The 16,536-nt window shown below is 67.2% G+C and carries 18 protein-coding genes; 12 read left to right on the plus strand and 6 right to left on the minus strand.

The window, feature by feature from the left end:
• Positions 1-72: 72 nt before the first annotated feature.
• The 4 genes from rpsP to trmD are packed head-to-tail and all read left to right on the plus strand — an operon-like array spanning position 73 to position 2,035.
• Positions 73-549, plus strand: coding sequence for a 30S ribosomal protein S16 (gene rpsP / locus EH231_RS01970; protein ID WP_036445451.1), 477 nt, complete (start codon positions 73-75; stop codon positions 547-549).
• A gap of 8 nt (positions 550-557) precedes the next feature.
• Positions 558-800 carry an RNA-binding protein gene (locus EH231_RS01975; protein WP_003881089.1) on the plus strand — a complete coding sequence of 81 codons (243 nt, stop codon included), beginning with the start codon at positions 558-560 and terminating at the stop codon, positions 798-800.
• Positions 801-810: 10 nt separating this feature from the next.
• Positions 811-1,338, plus strand: coding sequence for a ribosome maturation factor RimM (gene rimM, locus EH231_RS01980; RefSeq protein ID WP_090425063.1), 528 nt, complete (start codon positions 811-813; stop codon positions 1,336-1,338).
• Positions 1,339-1,351: 13 nt separating this feature from the next.
• On the plus strand, positions 1,352-2,035 hold the full coding sequence (gene trmD / locus EH231_RS01985; protein WP_090425064.1) for a tRNA (guanosine(37)-N1)-methyltransferase TrmD: 684 nt from the start codon (positions 1,352-1,354) through the stop codon (positions 2,033-2,035).
• On the opposite strand, the gene EH231_RS01990 is transcribed toward trmD, so the two are convergent.
• On the minus strand, positions 2,032-2,988 hold the full coding sequence (locus tag EH231_RS01990) for a serine hydrolase (RefSeq protein WP_124711775.1): 957 nt from the start codon (positions 2,986-2,988) through the stop codon (positions 2,032-2,034). The two genes, trmD and EH231_RS01990, sit on opposite strands and share 4 nt — an antisense overlap.
• Positions 2,989-3,312: 324 nt before the next feature.
• Here EH231_RS01990 and rplS point away from each other — a divergent pair, with 324 nt between their 5' ends.
• The 5 genes from rplS (at position 3,313) to EH231_RS02015 (ending at position 7,021) form a co-directional block, all read left to right on the plus strand.
• Positions 3,313-3,654 carry a 50S ribosomal protein L19 gene (gene rplS, locus EH231_RS01995; RefSeq protein WP_029111328.1) on the plus strand — a complete coding sequence of 114 codons (342 nt, stop codon included), beginning with the start codon at positions 3,313-3,315 and terminating at the stop codon, positions 3,652-3,654.
• Between the two features lie 67 nt (positions 3,655-3,721).
• Positions 3,722-4,582, plus strand: a complete 861-nt coding sequence (gene lepB, locus EH231_RS02000) for a signal peptidase I (RefSeq protein ID WP_124711776.1) — start codon at positions 3,722-3,724, stop codon at positions 4,580-4,582.
• A 22-nt stretch (positions 4,583-4,604) separates the two neighbouring features.
• Positions 4,605-5,444, plus strand: coding sequence for a ribonuclease HII (locus EH231_RS02005; RefSeq protein ID WP_124714148.1), 840 nt, complete (start codon positions 4,605-4,607; stop codon positions 5,442-5,444).
• A complete protein-coding gene (locus EH231_RS02010) occupies positions 5,441-5,746 on the plus strand; it encodes a DUF2469 domain-containing protein (RefSeq protein ID WP_003881082.1) in 306 nt (101 codons plus the stop codon). The genes EH231_RS02005 and EH231_RS02010 overlap by 4 nt, the downstream gene beginning before the upstream one ends.
• A gap of 72 nt (positions 5,747-5,818) precedes the next feature.
• Complete coding sequence (locus EH231_RS02015; RefSeq protein ID WP_090426035.1) at positions 5,819-7,021, plus strand: amidohydrolase; 1,203 nt, start codon at positions 5,819-5,821, stop codon at positions 7,019-7,021.
• Here the strand turns inward: EH231_RS02015 and EH231_RS02020 are convergent.
• Genes EH231_RS02020 through EH231_RS02035 form a run of 4 tightly spaced genes read right to left on the minus strand, consistent with a single transcriptional unit; the run spans position 7,008 to position 10,373 of the window.
• Positions 7,008-7,712: a dienelactone hydrolase family protein gene (locus EH231_RS02020; protein ID WP_164480737.1), complete on the minus strand. Its 705-nt coding sequence runs from the start codon at positions 7,710-7,712 to the stop codon at positions 7,008-7,010. The genes EH231_RS02015 and EH231_RS02020 overlap by 14 nt on opposite strands.
• 24 nt (positions 7,713-7,736) lie before the next feature.
• Complete coding sequence (locus EH231_RS02025; protein WP_124711777.1) at positions 7,737-9,191, minus strand: protein adenylyltransferase SelO; 1,455 nt, start codon at positions 9,189-9,191, stop codon at positions 7,737-7,739.
• A 19-nt stretch (positions 9,192-9,210) separates the two neighbouring features.
• A complete protein-coding gene (locus EH231_RS02030) occupies positions 9,211-9,597 on the minus strand; it encodes a DUF2237 family protein (protein WP_090425068.1) in 387 nt (128 codons plus the stop codon).
• 35 nt (positions 9,598-9,632) lie between these two features.
• The gene (locus EH231_RS02035; protein WP_124711778.1) at positions 9,633-10,373 is read right to left on the minus strand and encodes an IclR family transcriptional regulator; all 741 of its coding nucleotides are present in this window, start codon (positions 10,371-10,373) and stop codon (positions 9,633-9,635) included.
• Between the two features lie 137 nt (positions 10,374-10,510).
• Between EH231_RS02035 and EH231_RS02040 the strand changes: the two genes are divergently transcribed.
• Positions 10,511-11,866 (plus strand): SLC13 family permease, encoded by a 1,356-nt coding sequence (locus tag EH231_RS02040; RefSeq protein WP_090425070.1) that lies wholly within the window; start codon positions 10,511-10,513, stop codon positions 11,864-11,866.
• A gap of 36 nt (positions 11,867-11,902) precedes the next feature.
• Entirely contained in the window at positions 11,903-13,312 is a 1,410-nt protein-coding gene (locus EH231_RS02045) for an acyl-CoA synthetase (RefSeq protein WP_124711779.1), read from the plus strand.
• A 5-nt stretch (positions 13,313-13,317) separates the two neighbouring features.
• Here the strand turns inward: EH231_RS02045 and EH231_RS02050 are convergent, their stop codons facing one another.
• Entirely contained in the window at positions 13,318-14,922 is a 1,605-nt protein-coding gene (locus EH231_RS02050) for a PucR family transcriptional regulator (protein WP_090425072.1), read from the minus strand.
• A 112-nt stretch (positions 14,923-15,034) separates the two neighbouring features.
• Here EH231_RS02050 and EH231_RS02055 point away from each other — a divergent pair, with 112 nt between their 5' ends.
• Positions 15,035-16,528 (plus strand): CoA-acylating methylmalonate-semialdehyde dehydrogenase, encoded by a 1,494-nt coding sequence (locus EH231_RS02055; protein ID WP_090425073.1) that lies wholly within the window; start codon positions 15,035-15,037, stop codon positions 16,526-16,528.
• Positions 16,529-16,536: the final 8 nt, after the last annotated feature.

Below are 16,536 nucleotides of genomic sequence, written 5' to 3' on the forward strand. Positions count from 1 at the left end.
GGCAAAACCGGATCGGGCAATTCCGTCCGCATCGCTGAATTGCAGCGTGACACAGAGGAGAAGTGCTTAACCATGGCTGTCAAGATCAAGCTCACCCGGCTTGGCAAGATCCGCAACCCCCAGTACCGCATCGCCGTCGCCGACGCGCGCACCCGCCGCGAAGGCCGCGCCATCGAGGTCATCGGCCGCTACCACCCCAAGGAAGAGCCGAGCCTGATCGAGATCGATTCGGAGCGCGCGCAGTACTGGCTGGGTGTCGGCGCCCAGCCCACCGAGCCGGTGCTGGCCCTGCTGAAGATCACCGGTGACTGGCAGAAGTTCAAGGGCCTGCCGGGTGCCGAGGGCACGCTGAAGGTCAAGGAGCCCAAGCCGTCCAAGCTGGAGCTGTTCAACGCGGCGCTGGCCGAGGCCGAGAGCGGCACCGGTGCCGCGGCCGTCACGCCCAAGAAGAAGAAGGCTCCCAAGAAGGACGAGGCTGCTGCCGAGACCGCCGAGGCCGAGGCGCCGGCTGCTGAGGCCGCTGCCGACGAAGCCGCAAGCGAGAGCTGAGCATCGCAGTGAGTTCTGTCGTGGTCGACGCCGTCGAGCACCTGGTCCGCGGCATCGTGGACAATCCCGACGACGTACGCGTCGACATGGTCACCAGCCGCCGCGGGCGCACGGTCGAGGTTCACGTGCACCCTGACGACCTGGGCAAGGTCATCGGGCGCGGAGGCCGTACCGCCACTGCGCTGCGGACCCTGGTCGCAGGCATCGGTGGGCGCGGCATCCGCGTCGACGTGGTGGACACCGACCAGTAGCGTCGGATCCATGGACCTGGTTGTCGGGCGGGTTGTCAAAGCTCACGGCATTTCCGGTGAGGTCGTTGTCGAGGTCCGTACCGACGACCCCGACGCTCGGTTCACCCCTGGCGTGGCCCTTCGGGGCCGCGCGAAGGGGGGTGCCGAGCGCACTTTCTCAGTCGAGTCCGTGCGTGATCACGCGGGTCGGCTACTGATCCGGCTGGCCGGTGTCGCCGACCGCAATGCGGCCGACGAATTGCGCGGCACGGTGTTCATCGTCGACACCGCCGACCTGCCCGCGATCGATGACCCCGACGAGTTCTACGACCACGAACTCGAAGGACTGCGGGTCGTCACGGTCGACGGCACCGCGGTGGGCGCGGTCCGCGAGGTGCTGCACACCGCCGCCGGCGAACTGCTGTCGGTCAAAGCCGATACGGATGGCCGCGAAGTACTGATCCCGTTCGTCAGCGCCATCGTCACCTCGGTGTCCCGGGAAACCGGAACCGTCGTCATCGATCCTCCAGACGGTCTGCTGAACCTGGACCTGGTCTAGAAGGTGCGCAACCGTGCACATTGATGTCGTCACGATCTTCCCGTCCTACCTCGATCCCATCCGGCAGTCGCTGCCGGGCAAGGCGATCGACGCCGGAATTCTCACCGTGTCCGTGCATGACCTGCGGAACTGGACCCACGATGTGCACCGTTCGGTGGATGACTCCCCGTACGGCGGGGGACCCGGAATGGTCATGAAAGCGCCGGTGTGGGGTGAGGCGCTCGACGAAATTTGTTCCGAGGAAACGCTTCTGGTCGTACCGACCCCTGCGGGACGGCCGTTCACCCAAGCGGTGGCCGAACGCTGGAGTGCGGAGTCTCACCTGGTGTTCGCCTGTGGACGGTACGAGGGGATCGACCAACGGGTGGCCGACGACGCGGCCCGCCGGATGCGGGTCGAAGAGGTTTCCATCGGCGACTACGTCCTCAACGGCGGCGAGTCCGCGGCGTTGGTGATGATCGAGGCTGTGGTCCGGTTGATGCCCGACGTGTTGGGCAATCCCGCTTCGCACCAACAGGATTCGCATTCCGACGGACTGCTTGAGGGGCCGAGCTACACCCGGCCGCAGAGCTGGCGCGGGCTCGAAGTGCCCGATGTTCTGCTGTCCGGGGATCACGCCAAGGTGGCAGCGTGGCGCCATGAGCAATCGCTGCAACGGACCCGTGAACGCAGGCCGGATCTGCTCGACGAGTCCTAGATCCGGCCGCCGGGGAACATCGTCTTGACGGCGTCGGTGATGGTGTCGCGCGCGGTGGCGGCGTTCGTGGGCTGCAGTGAACCGATCACCATGATGAAGCGACGGTCGGGGCCGATCACGCCGGTCGACAGGTGCATCCAGTCCGAACCGATACAGCACATCCAGCCCTGCTTGACCGCGACGGGTTCGGCGTAGAGGCCTTCGGGAATGCCGAATCGCTGGGGGTAGATGCCGCCCGGTTGGGTGCCGTCGATGGCGTTCGGGGTGGATTGGGCCAGGTTGGCCAGGATCACGTTGGCTTGTTCGGCGGGAAGGCCGCCGCTGCCGTTCATCAGCATGTCGTAGTAGCGCACCAGATCCGCCGCGGTGCTGATGGTGTTCCACCATCGCCCGTCGTTCGGCGGCCGGGTGGAACCCAGGCCGTAGCGGGCCGCCACCCGGTTCACGATCGCGCTGCCGCCGCTGCGGTTCCAGAACACCTCGGCGGCGCTGTCGTCGGAGGACCGCAGCATCACGTCGAGCTGTTCGCGGTCGTCGGGGGTGATCACCGTCTGCCCCTTGGCCTCCTGCAGCAGGAGATCGTCGGCGATGAACAACTTCACCACCGACGCGATGGCGATGGTCGTCCCGTTTCCGTTGGACACCAGCTGGCCGGTGTTGCGGTCGAGGACCAGCAGTGTGATCTCGGCGCCGGCGTCGGCGGCGTTCTCGGTGGCCAGTTGGGCTCGGTCCCCGAGCCCCATGAATGCGGCGGCGGGTTCGCCGGGCGGCGCCTCGGGCAGCGGGGCCAGGCTGCCCTGGGGGACGACGACGGTCAGCTGCGGCGCCCCGGCCGGGGCCGGGGGTGTTCCGTAGACGCGAGCTTCGCAACCAACCGTTACGACGGCCATCGCGACCACTGCCGTCACGCCGGCCGCGTTCGCAATCCTCAGCTTCGACGGCCGCCGTCGCATGGTCCTCCTTGCACCGTCAAGAAAATCCGATGGGCTCTACAGGACCGGCACATCGGTGTGTGCAGCCTAACTGTTCGCCTTGTGGCTCGCGTGCTCAGTCGTGCTCGAAGTATGCTGCCCGAGTCGGTGCAGATGGGTACGGAGACCCGCCGGATTTCACGGTATGGGGACCCGTCTGGCACAATTGAGCAGTTGTCTGCGCAGGCCTGGTCCGGCTTGTCCGCGTTCCGCTGCGAGATACACCCCGATACACCCGAAAATAGCTTCGGCTGCGCGCCACGTGCGTGCCCGTCCGGAGCCGCGAACAACAAGGAAGTGTCACCGATGAACACGCTGGACTTCGTCGATCAGGCGTCGCTGCGCGACGACATCCCGACCTTCAGCCCCGGCGACACCGTCAACGTGCACGTGAAGGTGATCGAGGGCTCGAAGGAGCGCATCCAGGTCTTCAAGGGTGTCGTGATCCGTCGCCAGGGCGGCGGCATCCGCGAGACCTTCACCGTGCGGAAGGAGAGCTACGGCGTCGGCGTCGAGCGGACCTTCCCGGTGCATTCGCCCAACATCGATCACCTCGATGTCGTGACCCGCGGTGACGTGCGTCGCGCCAAGCTCTACTACCTGCGCGAACTGCGTGGCAAGAAGGCGAAGATCAAGGAAAAGCGCTGAGCGCGCTGCTCCGCCTGACGAAGCTCTCGTCGCGGGACCGGTCACAACGCTCGCTACTGTGGTGCCTGTGACCGGACCCACCGATTCCGCCGACGCGTGCTCGGAGGGCAGCCTCGAATCGGACTCAGAGCCTGATTCCGCCCCAGATTCGGCGGAGTCGGCCACCGGCGAAGCGCCGGACGAGTCACCCAAGCGCAAGCATTCCACCGCGCGCGAGATTGCCATTCTGGCCACCATCGCCTTGGTGCTCTATTACGTGACGCTGACGTTCATCGCGCGTCCGTACCTGATTCCGTCGGAGTCCATGGAACCGACGCTGCACGGCTGTGCCGGCTGCGTGGGTGACCGGATCATGGTCGACAAGGTCACCTACCGGTTCTCCAAGCCCGAGCCGGGCGATGTGGTGGTCTTCAAGGGTCCGCCGTCGTGGAACATCGGTTACAAGTCGATCCGTTCGGACAACACCGCCATCCGCTGGGTGCAGAACGCCCTTTCGTTTGTCGGGTTTGTGCCGCCGGACGAGAACGACCTGGTCAAGCGGGTGATCGCGGTCGGCGGTCAGACCGTGCAGTGCCGTGCTGACACTGGGCTGACGGTCGACGGAAAACGCCTCGACGAACCGTACCTGGACCCGGCCACCATGATGGCCGACCCGGGCATCTACCCGTGCTTGGGTCCTGAGTTCGGACCCGTCACGGTCCCATCCGATCGCCTGTGGGTGATGGGTGACAACCGGACGCACTCGGCCGACTCACGCGTGCACTGCAGCAACCTGCCCGCCGACGCGCGGAATGGACTTCAGTGCACCGGCGATCCGATGGCCGGCACCGTTCCGGTGGAGAATGTAATCGGAAAGGCACGGTTCATCGCCTGGCCACCGTCCCGCTGGGGCGGTATCAACGGCGTGAACCCGCAGACCGACTCCTAGGAGCTGCCCTGTGCCTCCAGTGGTGAAGACGTCGTGGCCGCCGCGAACGGTCATCCGGAGGTCATCCGGGCTGCGCACCCTGGAATCCGCCTTGTATCGCAACGGTCTCGGCCCGGTCGCCGGGGTGGACGAGGTGGGCCGCGGGGCCTGTGCGGGACCGCTGGTGGTGGCCGCCTGTGTACTGGGCCCCAACCGGATGGACAGCCTGGCGTCTCTCGATGACTCCAAGAAGCTCGGGGAGCGGGAGCGGGAGCGGCTGTTTCCACTGATTCGCCGGTACGCGCTGGCCTATCACGTGGTGTTCATCCCCTCCGACGAGGTGGACCGGCTCGGTGTTCACGTGGCCAACATCGAGGGCATGCGGCGTGCGGTGGCAGGGTTGTCCCTGCGGCCCGGCTACGTACTGTCCGACGGGTTCCGGGTGCCGGGCCTGGCGGTGCCGTCCTTGCCGGTGATCGGGGGAGACGCCGCGGCCGCCTGCATCGCGGCGGCCAGCGTGCTGGCCAAGGTCAGCCGGGACCGGTTGATGGTCGAGATGGAGCAGCACCACCCCGGTTACGGGTTCGCCGAGCACAAGGGGTACAGCACTGCGGCGCACTCCGAGGCGTTGGTCGAGTTGGGACCGTGCGCGGAGCACCGCTACTCGTATGTGAACGTGCGGCGGGCCGCAGAGAGCACCGGCGTGCGGCGGGCCGCAGAGAGCACCGGCGTGCGGCGGGCCGCAGAGAGCACCGGCGTGCGGCGGGCCGCAGAGATGACAGACGTACGACGGGATGTGGCACCAATGCGGCATGCTGAAGTGGGGTACGCAAAGATGGTCGACAGGGCATCAGCACAACCAGAAGGACAGCACACCAGATGAGCGCCGAGGATCTCGAGAAGTATGAAACCGAGATGGAGCTCTCGCTTTACCGCGAATACAAGGACATCGTCGGGCAGTTCAGCTACGTCGTGGAGACCGAGCGCCGGTTCTACCTGGCCAACAGCGTGGAGCTGATTCCGCGCAACTCCGAGGGCGAAGTCTATTTCGAGCTGAGGCTCGCCGATGCCTGGGTGTGGGACATGTACCGCCCGGCTCGGTTCGTCAAGCAGGTGCGCGTCATCACGTTCAAGGACGTGAACATCGAAGAGGTCGAAAAGCCCGAGCTGCGGTTGCCGGAGTAGCGGCGGACAGGGGGCGACGCGATGGCGGCTGTCAGTACCGGACCCGACGATGTTCGCCGCCGCGCCGAGGCCGTGCTGGCGCATCTACCCGCGGTGCGGGCATGGCAAGAGCCGCTCTATCGGGACCTGCATCAGCATCCCGAGCTCTCACATCAGGAACGACGCACTGCCGGCGTGGTGGCCGCCCGCCTACGGGAGTCCGGCCTGACCGTCCATGAAGGTGTCGGGGGAACCGGTGTGGTCGGGGTGCTGAGGAACGGCGACGGTCCCCGGGTGCTGTTGCGTGCGGATATGGATGCGCTGCCGGTGACCGAGGCAACGGGTCTGCCGTATGCGAGTAGCGAGGCCGGCGTGATGCATGCCTGTGGTCACGACACGCACGTGACCTGTCTGCTGGGTGCGGCGGATTTGTTCGCCCGGGCGACGGATCACTGGCGTGGCACGGTGATCGCGGTTTTCCAACCCGCCGAAGAGGTGGGCGACGGGGCCCGCGGGATGGCCGAGGACGGTCTGGCCGATCTGGTCGGCCCAATCGATGTGGCGTTGGCCCAGCATGTATTTCCGGCGCCGGCCGGGCAGCTGCGTACCCGCAGCGGACCGGTGTTGTCTGCGGCCGACAGCATGAGAATCACGGTCTTCGGTCGTGGTGGGCACGGTTCGATGCCGCAGGCGACGGTGGATCCGGTGGTGCTGGCGTCGATGATCGTCATCCGCTTACAGACGATCGTGTCGCGCGAGGTGGATCCGAGCCAGACGGTCGTCCTGACCGTCGGCAGCATTCAGGCGGGGACCAAGAGCAACGTCATCGGTGATCATGCGGTACTCGAACTCAACCTGCGCACCTTCGACGAATCGGTGCGCACCGCGGTGCTCGCCGCGATCCGGCGCGTGGTGATCGCCGAGTGCCAGGCGTCCGACTCGCCGCGCGACCCGGAGTTCGAGTTGTACGCCAGCTTTCCGCTGACCGTCAACGACGAAGCGGTGACGGCTCGTGTCGAGGCCGCGTTCGGTGAGTACTTCGGCGACCGGGCGCAGACCATGCCGGCCGGATCGGCCAGTGAAGACTTCAGCGACATCCCGGCTGCGCTGGGAGCGCCCTACACCTATTGGGGTTTCGGCGGAATCGACGACGAGGCCTTCCGCGCGGCGGTGGCCGCCGATCGCGCTCGTGTGGACATTCCGGTCAACCATTCTCCGCGGTTCGCCCCGGTGATCCAGCCGACGTTGGACACCGGTACCGAGGCGCTGGTGGTGGCCGGGCTCAGTTGGCTTTAGCCCCCAGGTGCTCGCCGAAGAACGCAAACACCCGCGACCAGGCGTCGGCGGTGGCGGCCTCGTTGTAGCCGAAGCCGGCAATCCGCAGAAAGGCCTGCCCCGGTAGCTGATTGGCGAAGCTGTGCCCGGCTTCGGGGTAGACCTTGATGTCGGCCGGGATGTTCTTGTCGTCCACGACGCGCTGCAGCCGGCCGGCGGCACCGATGCCCATCGGATCGCGGCGGCCGAAGCTGGCCACCACCGGGCACGAGGCGTTCAACGTCTGGTCTAGCCGCCTCGGCAGCGGGGTGCCGTAGAACGGCGCTGAGGCGCCGAATCCCTTGGGGCCCATGATCAGAGCGAACTGGCCGCCCATGCAGAACCCCGCGATGCCGATGGTCCCGTTGCACTGCGGGTGCGCGCGCAGGTGGTCGCGCGCGGCCAGGATGTCGTCGAGCGCCCGGCCGCGCTGGGTCAGCAGTTCACGGAACACCCGGGTGATACACCGGGCCCTGCCGCCGCGGGAGTAGAGGTTCGGCGTGAGCGCGACATAGCCGGCCGCCGCGACGCGTTCCGAGATCGCCTCATTGTCGGGTCCGTGGCCGATCGCGTCATGAATGATCACCACCCCGGGCCACGGTCCTTCGCCGCTTGGGAGGCTGAGGAGAGCGTCGATCGGGCCGGCCGGAGTATCCATCGTGATCGTCGTCACCCGACCTACGGTAGCGGCTGGTCCTCAGGTTCCGCAGAACGTGCGGTAGGCACCGAAGTCGGCGGGCGCGGGTGCGGCATATCGTTCGAGCCCGGGGCGTTCGTCATAGGGCGCCGTGAGGGCGTCCATCAGGTGCTCGACGGGTTCCAGGTCGCCGTTCGTAGCGGGGTTCAGTGCTTCCTCGACGAGGTGATTGCGGGGGATGTAGACGGGATTCACCCGGTCCATCGCGGCGGTGTCGGGGTCGAGGGCACGCCACCGCGCCAGCCACTCGTCGAACCCGGCGGCGATCCTGCTCTCTCCGCCCGCGGTACGGCCGAGGTCACGGAAGAACGACGTGTAGTCAGTTCGGTTCTGCTGCAGCAGCGCAAGCAGGTCGTCGATCAGAGTGCGTGCTGCTTCGTCGGTGACATCGGCGGGCAGGCCGAGCTTGGCGCGCATACCCGCCGACCACGCCGCGTCGAACTGCGGCCCGAACCCGTGCAGCGCTCGGGTGGCCAGCTCGACGGCCTGCTCACCGTCGTCGGCGAGCAGGGGGAGCAGGGTTTCGGCGAAGCGGGCCAGGTTCCACGCGGCCACGGTCGGCTGGTTGCCGTAGGCGTACCGGCCGCCATGGTCGATCGAACTGAATACCGTTGCGGGATCGAAGGTTTCCATGAATGCGCACGGCCCATAGTCGATGGTCTCACCCGAGATGGTCATGTTGTCGGTGTTCATCACGCCGTGTACGAACCCGACCAGCATCCACTGCGCGAGCAGCGAGGCCTGCGCCGAGATGACCGCCTCGTAGAGAGCCAGGTATGGGTTGGCGGCGTCGGCCGCACCGGGATGGTGGCGGGCGATGGCGTGGTCGGCCAGCCGGCGCAGCAACCCGATATCGCCGGCGGCCTGGGCATGTGCGATGGCGTACTGGAAACTGCCGACACGTAGATGGCTGCCGGCGACCCTGGCCAGCACCGCCCCGGGCAGCAGGGTTTCGCGCCGGACGTCGCGTCCGGTGGCGACGACGGCCAGTGCCCGGGTCGTGGGAATGCCCATGGCGTGCATGGCCTCGCTCACGATGTACTCGCGCAGCATGGGCCCGACGACGGCCAGGCCGTCGCCGCCCCGGGCGAACGGGGTACGTCCCGATCCTTTGAGATGCAGGTCGCGGGGACGGTCGCCGGGGCCGACGAACTCACCGAGCAGCAGCGCACGGCCATCGCCCAGCCGTGGGACGTATCCGCCGAACTGATGACCGGCGTAGGCCTGCGCGACGGGTGTGGCGCCGTCGGGGACCACGGTGCCCGACAGCAGACCGAGCCCGTCGGGGCTGCGCAGCCAGGAGGCATCGAGGCCGAGCTCGTCGGCGAGCGGCTCGTTGAGCACGAGCAGCCGCAGTGCCGGGGCCGCCTCGGCCTGCCACGCGACGGCCATCTCGGGAAGCGCGCGGGCGAAGCGGTTGTCCAGGATGACGGTCGGATCAGGTGCGACGCTCACACCACGAGCCTACGGAGCCTCAGAGGCTGCCCAGGTCGTCGGGCACGTCGACGGCGTACTGCTGGAGGACGTCGAGGGGCACAAGGTCGAGGGTGCGTTCATGGGTGGCTGCCAGCACCACCGGGGCGGCCTTGCCGTCGTCGTGTGCGCGCAGCCAGTTGACCGCGGTGACGCACCAGCGGTCCCCGGGTGTCAGGCCGGGAAACCGGTACTGCGGTGCCGGCGTCGACAGGTCGTTGCCGATGGATTGCTGATGTTCGAGGAATTCGGCGGTCACCACCGCACAGATTGTGTGCCGGCCCGCGTCGGCGTCGCCGGTCGAGCAGCAGCCGTCGCGGTAGAAGCCGGTGAGCGGGTCGGTGCCACACTCCGCCAGCGGGCCACCCAGCACATTGCGATCAGCCATCTCGGTATCGCCTCTCCAGAGTTTTCTGCGCGGGTTCACAATGCCGCGGAGATTCGTTGCGCGGTCTCGCGCACCGCACATCCGAACCTAGCGAACTTGTCGGCGGTAATCCTGCTGCTCGGTCCCGATATCGAGACCGATCCGACGGGTTCGCGCTGTGCGTTGACGATACTGGCGCCGAGTGCGGTGATGCCGGCGTTCAGGCCCTGCTCGTTCACCGAGTATCCCCGCGTCCGCACCAAGTCGATGGTCTCGTTCAACCGGTCCGGATCGGTGATCGTGTGTTCGGTCTGCGGTGCAAGCTGCTGCGAAAGATATCGCGCGACGTAATCGTCGGTGCTGGCTGCGAGAAAGGCGATTCCGGTTGCGGAGGCGTGCAACGGAATTCGTGATCCCAATGGCATGAAGGCGCGCAGCGGATGCGGGGTGTCCAAGCGTTCGATGAGTACCAACTCCGGTCCGTCTGGTGCGGCAAGGTGAATGGTCTCGGTGGTATCGAGCTGCAACTCGTTGAGGAACGGGAGCGCGGTTTCGCGCATCAGCTGATGATCGCCGGCCCGGCTGCCGACGGAAAACGCCCGGTACGTCAGGTTCCACCGGGTGGGTTGCGCGGAAGTTGGTCGCAGCCAGCCGATCTCGTGCAGCGTCAGCAAACACCTCTGCACCGTGCTCTTTGGCAGGCCGACCGCACGCGTGAGCTCGGACAGCCCCACCGGCTGCATTCGTGCGACCGTTTCCAACACCTGAAACGCGGACACCACGCTGTTCGTCGACACGCGCCCTCCTCGGCGATCCACATTGACCCGTGGCACGGATGTGAGCTAGCTTACCCGCACCGGTTCATACAGTAGACCACTGTGCCACACAGTGGACCAGTTGGGGAAGCGGGTCCAACGTTTCGAAAGGCGATGGAATGACAATTCAGCTGCTGGCGCTGGCGATCTTTGTCGGTGTCTTCGCGGTTTCGGCATGGCGCAATGCCCACCTGGGCGTGTTGATGTTCGCCGCGGCGTGCGGGGTGGGGCTCGGAATGGCGGGCATGCCGATCGACGACATCATCGACGGCTTCCCGATCGACATCCTGGTGCTGCTGGTCGGGGTGACCTATTTCTTCGGGATCGCCCACGCCAACGGCACCATCGACCGGATCATCGAGGTCACCCTGGCCAAGGTCGGGCACCGGACAGTGCTGCTGCCCCTGGTGTTCTTCCTGCTGACCGCGGCGATCTCGGCGATGGGCTCCCCGCTGGGCGGGTTGGTGATGGCGCCGATCGGCATGATGGTGGCCGACAAGCGCGCGATCGATCCGATGCTGATGGCTCTGTCGATCGGCACCGGCCTGAGCGCTGGGGCGTTCGCGCCAACCAGCCTGTTCGGCATCGTCACCTACGGCACCGCGCACCAGGCCGGCATCGACCTCAACCCGTTCGTGCTGTTCGTCGTGGCCCTGACGGTCAACCTGGTTTTGCTGGTGGCGGCATACGTCCTGTTCGGAGGACTCAAACTGCTGCACCGCAATGTGGTCACCGAGCCGGCGGTGGCCATCCCCGCCGAGGATCGACTGATCACAGTCGGCGGTGGTGGTGGGCGGGACGTGCCCCGTGGCGGCGCATCGAGCCCGGACCTGCCATCCGGACCGGAACGAAACCCCTTCACGCCCAACCAGATTGTCACCGTTGCAGCCATGGTCGGCCTGATCGGCGCGGTCATCGGAATGTCGCTGGCAGGCATGGATCCCGACATCGGCGTACTGGCATTCGCACTCGGCGCGGTGCTCACCCTCGTGGATCCACGATCAGGAAACAAGGCGATTCCCCGGATCGACTGGTCGACAGTTCTGCTGGTGGGCGGAATCATCACGTTCGTCGGCGTGCTCGACAAGCTGGGATCGGTCGATCTGCTCGGTGAATTCGCCGGCCACATCGGCGTCCCGCTCGTCTCTGCGCTGTTCATATGCCTTGTGGCAGGGCTTGTCTCGGCGTTCGCCTCGACCACGGGCATGCTGGCGGCACTCGTTCCGCTCGCTCTGCCCCTGGTGGCCGCCGGAGGCATCCCCGGCTGGGCGCTGATGTGTGCGCTCGGCGTGTGCGCGTCGATCGTTGACGTGTCGCCGTTCTCGACGGTGGGCGCGACGCTGGTGGCGACCACCGTCGACGAAGCGCAACGGCCCCGCATGACCAGGCTGCTGATGCGCTGGGGGCTGTCGATGGTGGTGATCGGCCCGGTGCTGCTGGTCGGTGCCCTTGTCCTGCCGGGCACGGTGTTGTGAGTGTCCGCCGCAAGCAATGAAAGGACTTGTCCGCCGATGTTTTTGACGTCTCTTGACCCTGCCGGGAGCGACTCGGTCGACACTGCCGCCGCACTCTCTGTGGGTGCACGGAGCGTGTCGCGGGCTCAGCTGTTCGAGGCTGCCTGCGCGCTTGCCGGCGCATTGCCTGACGGGGGACCGGTTGCCGTGTGCGCCCAACCGACGCTGGAGACGGTCGTCGCTGTGGTCGGCTGCCTGTTGGCCGGCGTTCCAGTGGTGCCCATTCCACCCGACTCCGGCTCTGCCGAACTGCGGCACATGCTCACCGATGCGCGTGTCACGTGTTGGGCGGGGCCGCCGCACCGGGATTCCGAACTCCCCGCGATACCGGCAACGGTCCGGCGTTCCAGTGGCGAATTGCCGGAGGCGCCGTCTCCCGAAGCTGTCGCGATGATCTTGTACACCTCGGGGACCACCGGTGCGCCCAAGGGTGTCAATCTCAGCCATCGGGCGCTCGCGGCCGGTATCGACGCCGTTGCCGAAGCCTGGCAATGGACACGCGACGACACGGTGGTGCACGGTCTGCCGTTGTTCCACCTACACGGACTGATGCTCGGCGTGCTCGCCTCGTTGCGCATCGGCTCCCGCGTGGTCCATACCGTCAAACCGCGGCCGGAGCGCTATGCCGCCGCGGCCGGGACGATGTACTTCGGCGTGCCCACGGTGTGGTCGCGCATCGCCGCCGACGAAGCATCGGCGCGGGCGCTGCGTGGTGCCCGGCTGCTGGTATCCGGTAGCGCGCCGTTGGTCACGCCGGTGTTCCACCGCATCGCCGAGCTCACCGGTTGCACACCGATCGAGCGGTACGGCATGAGCGAAACGATGATCACCCTTTCCACCCGCGCGGACGGCGAACGCAGGCCCGGCTCGGTCGGTCAACCCGTTCTCGGCGTCGATACCCGGCTGCGCACGGAGGACGGTCAGGTAGTTCCCGACGACGGCACCAGTATCGGACGGCTCCAGGTTCGCGGCCCCATGCTGTTCGACGGCTACCTCAATCGACCCGAGGCCACGGCGGACGCATGGACCGACGACGGCTGGTTCATGACCGGAGACGTCGCCACCCGCGACACGGACGGATTCCACCGAATCGTCGGGCGGGAATCAGTGGATCTGATCAAGTCGGGCGGATACCGCATCGGCGCGGGCGAGGTCGAAACCGCGCTGCTGGCCCATCCGTCGGTGCGTGAGGCAGCTGTTGTCGGACGCGCGGATGCCGACTTGGGGCAGCGGGTCGTGGCATACGTGGTGGCCGATGACGGGAACCGCCCTCAGCTCGCCGACGGTCTCATCGAGTTCGTGTCCCAGACGCTGTCGCAGCACAAGCGGCCGCGCGAAGTCGTGTTCGTCGGCGAGCTGCCGAGAAACGCGATGGGCAAGGTGCAGAAGAAGCTGCTCACCGATTGAGTGGATCAGGGTGCAGCTTGCGGGCTGGCGCTGCGCTGGGCGTCGAGGATGAGCAACGCCACGTGCAGTGAGGTCATCGATTCGCCGTCGTCGAGGTTGACGCCGAGTCGGCGTTCGATCGAGGCCAGCCGGCTGTAGAGGGCCGGGCGGCTCATGTGCAGGCGTTTGGCCAGTGCGGACTTGTTGCCCGCGAGTTCCAGGTAACCGCGCAGCACTGCCACGTCGTCGCTGCCCTGCTCGGCGGCGTGGATCAGCAGGGTCCTGAGTTCGGTTTCGGCGAACATCTGGACTCGCGGATCGTCGAGCAGCAACGTGATCAGCCCGCGCAGCCGGACATCGGAGGCGCGCACGAACGGACGCGTCAGATCCGACATCGACGCCGCGACCTCGGCGACGTGAGCGGCCTCGCGCAAGCCGTGGACGGCGTCGGCGAACGCACCGGCGTCTCCGCCGACGGCGATGACGACCTTGTCGGTGTCGCCGCCGCGCGCGATGGCCTCCCGCCAGCCCTCGGCCAGGCGGCTGAGCGTGGCATCGGCGCTGGATCCGCGCCGATGGTTCAGTGCCAGCACCAGGCCGATCTCGCCGTCCCGCCGGATCGAGCAGATCGCGCTGTGCCCTTGGGCTTTCACGCTGTGGGCGACGGCATCGAGGATGCGGATGTTCCGGCGTTGCGTGCCGACCGGGTCGAGCCGGTCCGCTGGCGCACCGACCCGGACCGTGGCCGGGAGGTACGGGCCCCCGGCCCGCAGGCCGAGGGCCAGGGCCCGCGCGTCCGCCTCGCGGTCGTCGTCGATCCGTCCGCCCAGTACATCGTCGATCAACCCGCTCTGGGCCTGATGCTCGAGGCCGGACCGGCCGCGTTCGGCCATCCGCTGCAGGGCCAGCGCCTGGGCGGCGCGTTCGAGGACCATCTTGGTCTTGGCCGGCGCGGACGGGGTGCGCGGCACGATCAGCCGGCCCCACTCCTCGGCGCGAGGGCCCACGGCGGTGGTGGCCCACGGTTCGGTCATCGCCCGGGACCGGCGTTGCCAGTCGGACAGGACGCCGGTGGCCGGCTCGTTGCGGGGTGAGATCGCCAGCACCTGGTGCGACAGATCCTCGAGTACCACCGATTCGTCGATCATCTCGGCTGCTGCCCGCACGATGTCCGCCATCGTCGGGCGCTTCATGCTCAACTCGGTGAAGGTCTTGTGGGTGCGGTGGGCGAACTCGAGTTCCTCGTACTGGTCGGCGACGATGAGCCGGTGCACCGCCTCGGTGACCTCGACGAACTTGGTCTCCTGGTGCAGCACGACAAGCGCGAGGCCGAGGGTTTGGGCCGTCTCGCCAACACTGTCGGGAAGCGATTCGATGCGGGTGCCCAGTTCGACCACCACGCCGACCGCACCGGCGCGCTGCATCCCTCGCAGGTAGTCACGGGGCGCGTCGCGGAGTGCGGCGCCGGTGGTGAGCACCAGTTCGCCACCTTGCAACAGGCCGGCGAGGTCGGGCATATCGCTGACATGGACCCACCGCACCGGGCGGTCGAGTTGTTGCGCGCTGAGTACCTCGGGCTGGCCGGCCCGGACCACCGGAAGCCCGATGATGTCGCGCACGGTCGGGATCATTGACAAAGTGTAATAAACGATCAGATGAGACTTACAAATTGATCGCTCCGACGGCGTGAATGGTGGCTCAGAGTGATAGCCGTACCCCAATGCCGCAGGAAGGTTCGGACCCATGAGCAATGTCATCCAGCACTGGCGCGACGGCAAGATCTTTGCCGGGACTTCGACCGCCACCGCCCCGGTAACCAACCCGGCCACGGGCGCGGTGACCGGTGAGGTCGCACTGGCCAGCGTGGATGACGCGCGCGCGGTGATCGACGCCGCCGCGGCGGCCTTCCCGGCCTGGCGCGACACGTCGCTCGCCAAGCGCACCTCGGTGCTGTTCGCGTTCCGCGAGCTGCTGAACGCCCGTAAGGAGGAGGTGGCCGCGCTCATCACCGCCGAGCACGGCAAGGTGCTCTCCGATGCCCTCGGTGAGGTGAGCCGGGGCCTCGAGGTCGTCGAATTCGCGTGCGGCATCCCGAGTCTGCTCAAGGGCGGATTCAGCGAGAACGCCTCGACCAACGTGGATGTGCACTCCGTGCTGCAGCCGCTGGGACCGGTCGGCATCATCTCGCCGTTCAACTTCCCGGCCATGGTGCCGATGTGGTTCTTCCCGATCGCCATCGCCGCGGGCAACACCGTGGTGCTCAAGCCCTCGGAGAAGGACCCCAGCGCTGCGCTGTGGATGGCCCGCCTGTGGGCCGAGGCCGGCTTGCCCGAGGGCGTGTTCAACGTGCTGCAGGGGGACAAGACCGCGGTCGACGAGCTGCTGACCAACCCCAAGATCAAGGCGATCTCCTTCGTCGGCTCCACCCCGATCGCGCAGTACGTCTACGCCACCGCCACCGCGGCCGGCAAGCGCGTGCAGGCATTGGGCGGGGCCAAGAACCACGCCGTGATCCTGCCCGACGCCGATCTGGACCTGGCCGCCGACGCCATGGTCAACGCCGGTTTCGGCTCCGCCGGTGAGCGCTGCATGGCGATCTCCGCCGCGGTCGCCGTCGGTCCCATCGCCGACGACCTGGTGGCCAAGATCGCCGAGCGCGCCGCCACCATCAAAACCGGTGACGGAACCAAGGATTCGGACATGGGCCCGTTGGTCACCAAGGTCCACCGCGACAAGGTGGCCTCCTACATCGATGCCGGCGAGGCCGACGGGGCCAAGGTCGTGCTCGACGGTCGCACCGTCATCGCCAACGGCGGAGCCGACGGCTTCTGGCTGGGCCCGACCCTGCTCGACAACGTCACCCCCGAGATGAGCGTCTACACGGACGAGATCTTCGGCCCGGTGCTGTCGGTGCTGCGCGTCGAGTCCTACGACGAGGCTCTTGAGTTGATCAACAACAACCCCTACGGCAACGGCACGGCGATCTTCACCAACGACGGCGGCGCCGCGCGGCGTTTCCAGAACGAGGTCGAGGTCGGCATGGTCGGCATCAACGTGCCGATCCCGGTTCCCATGGCCTACTTCAGCTTTGGCGGCTGGAAGGCATCGCTGTTCGGCGACAGCCACGCCCACGGCGCCGAAGGTGTGCACTTCTTCACCCGGACCAAGGCCATCACCACCCGCTGGCTGGACCCCAGCCACGGGGGCATCAACCTCGGCTTCCCCGAGAACAAGTGAGAGAATTT

The sequence above is a fragment of the Mycolicibacterium nivoides genome, from assembly GCF_003855255.1.
In the GTDB taxonomy this organism is placed as follows: domain Bacteria; phylum Actinomycetota; class Actinomycetes; order Mycobacteriales; family Mycobacteriaceae; genus Mycobacterium; species Mycobacterium nivoides.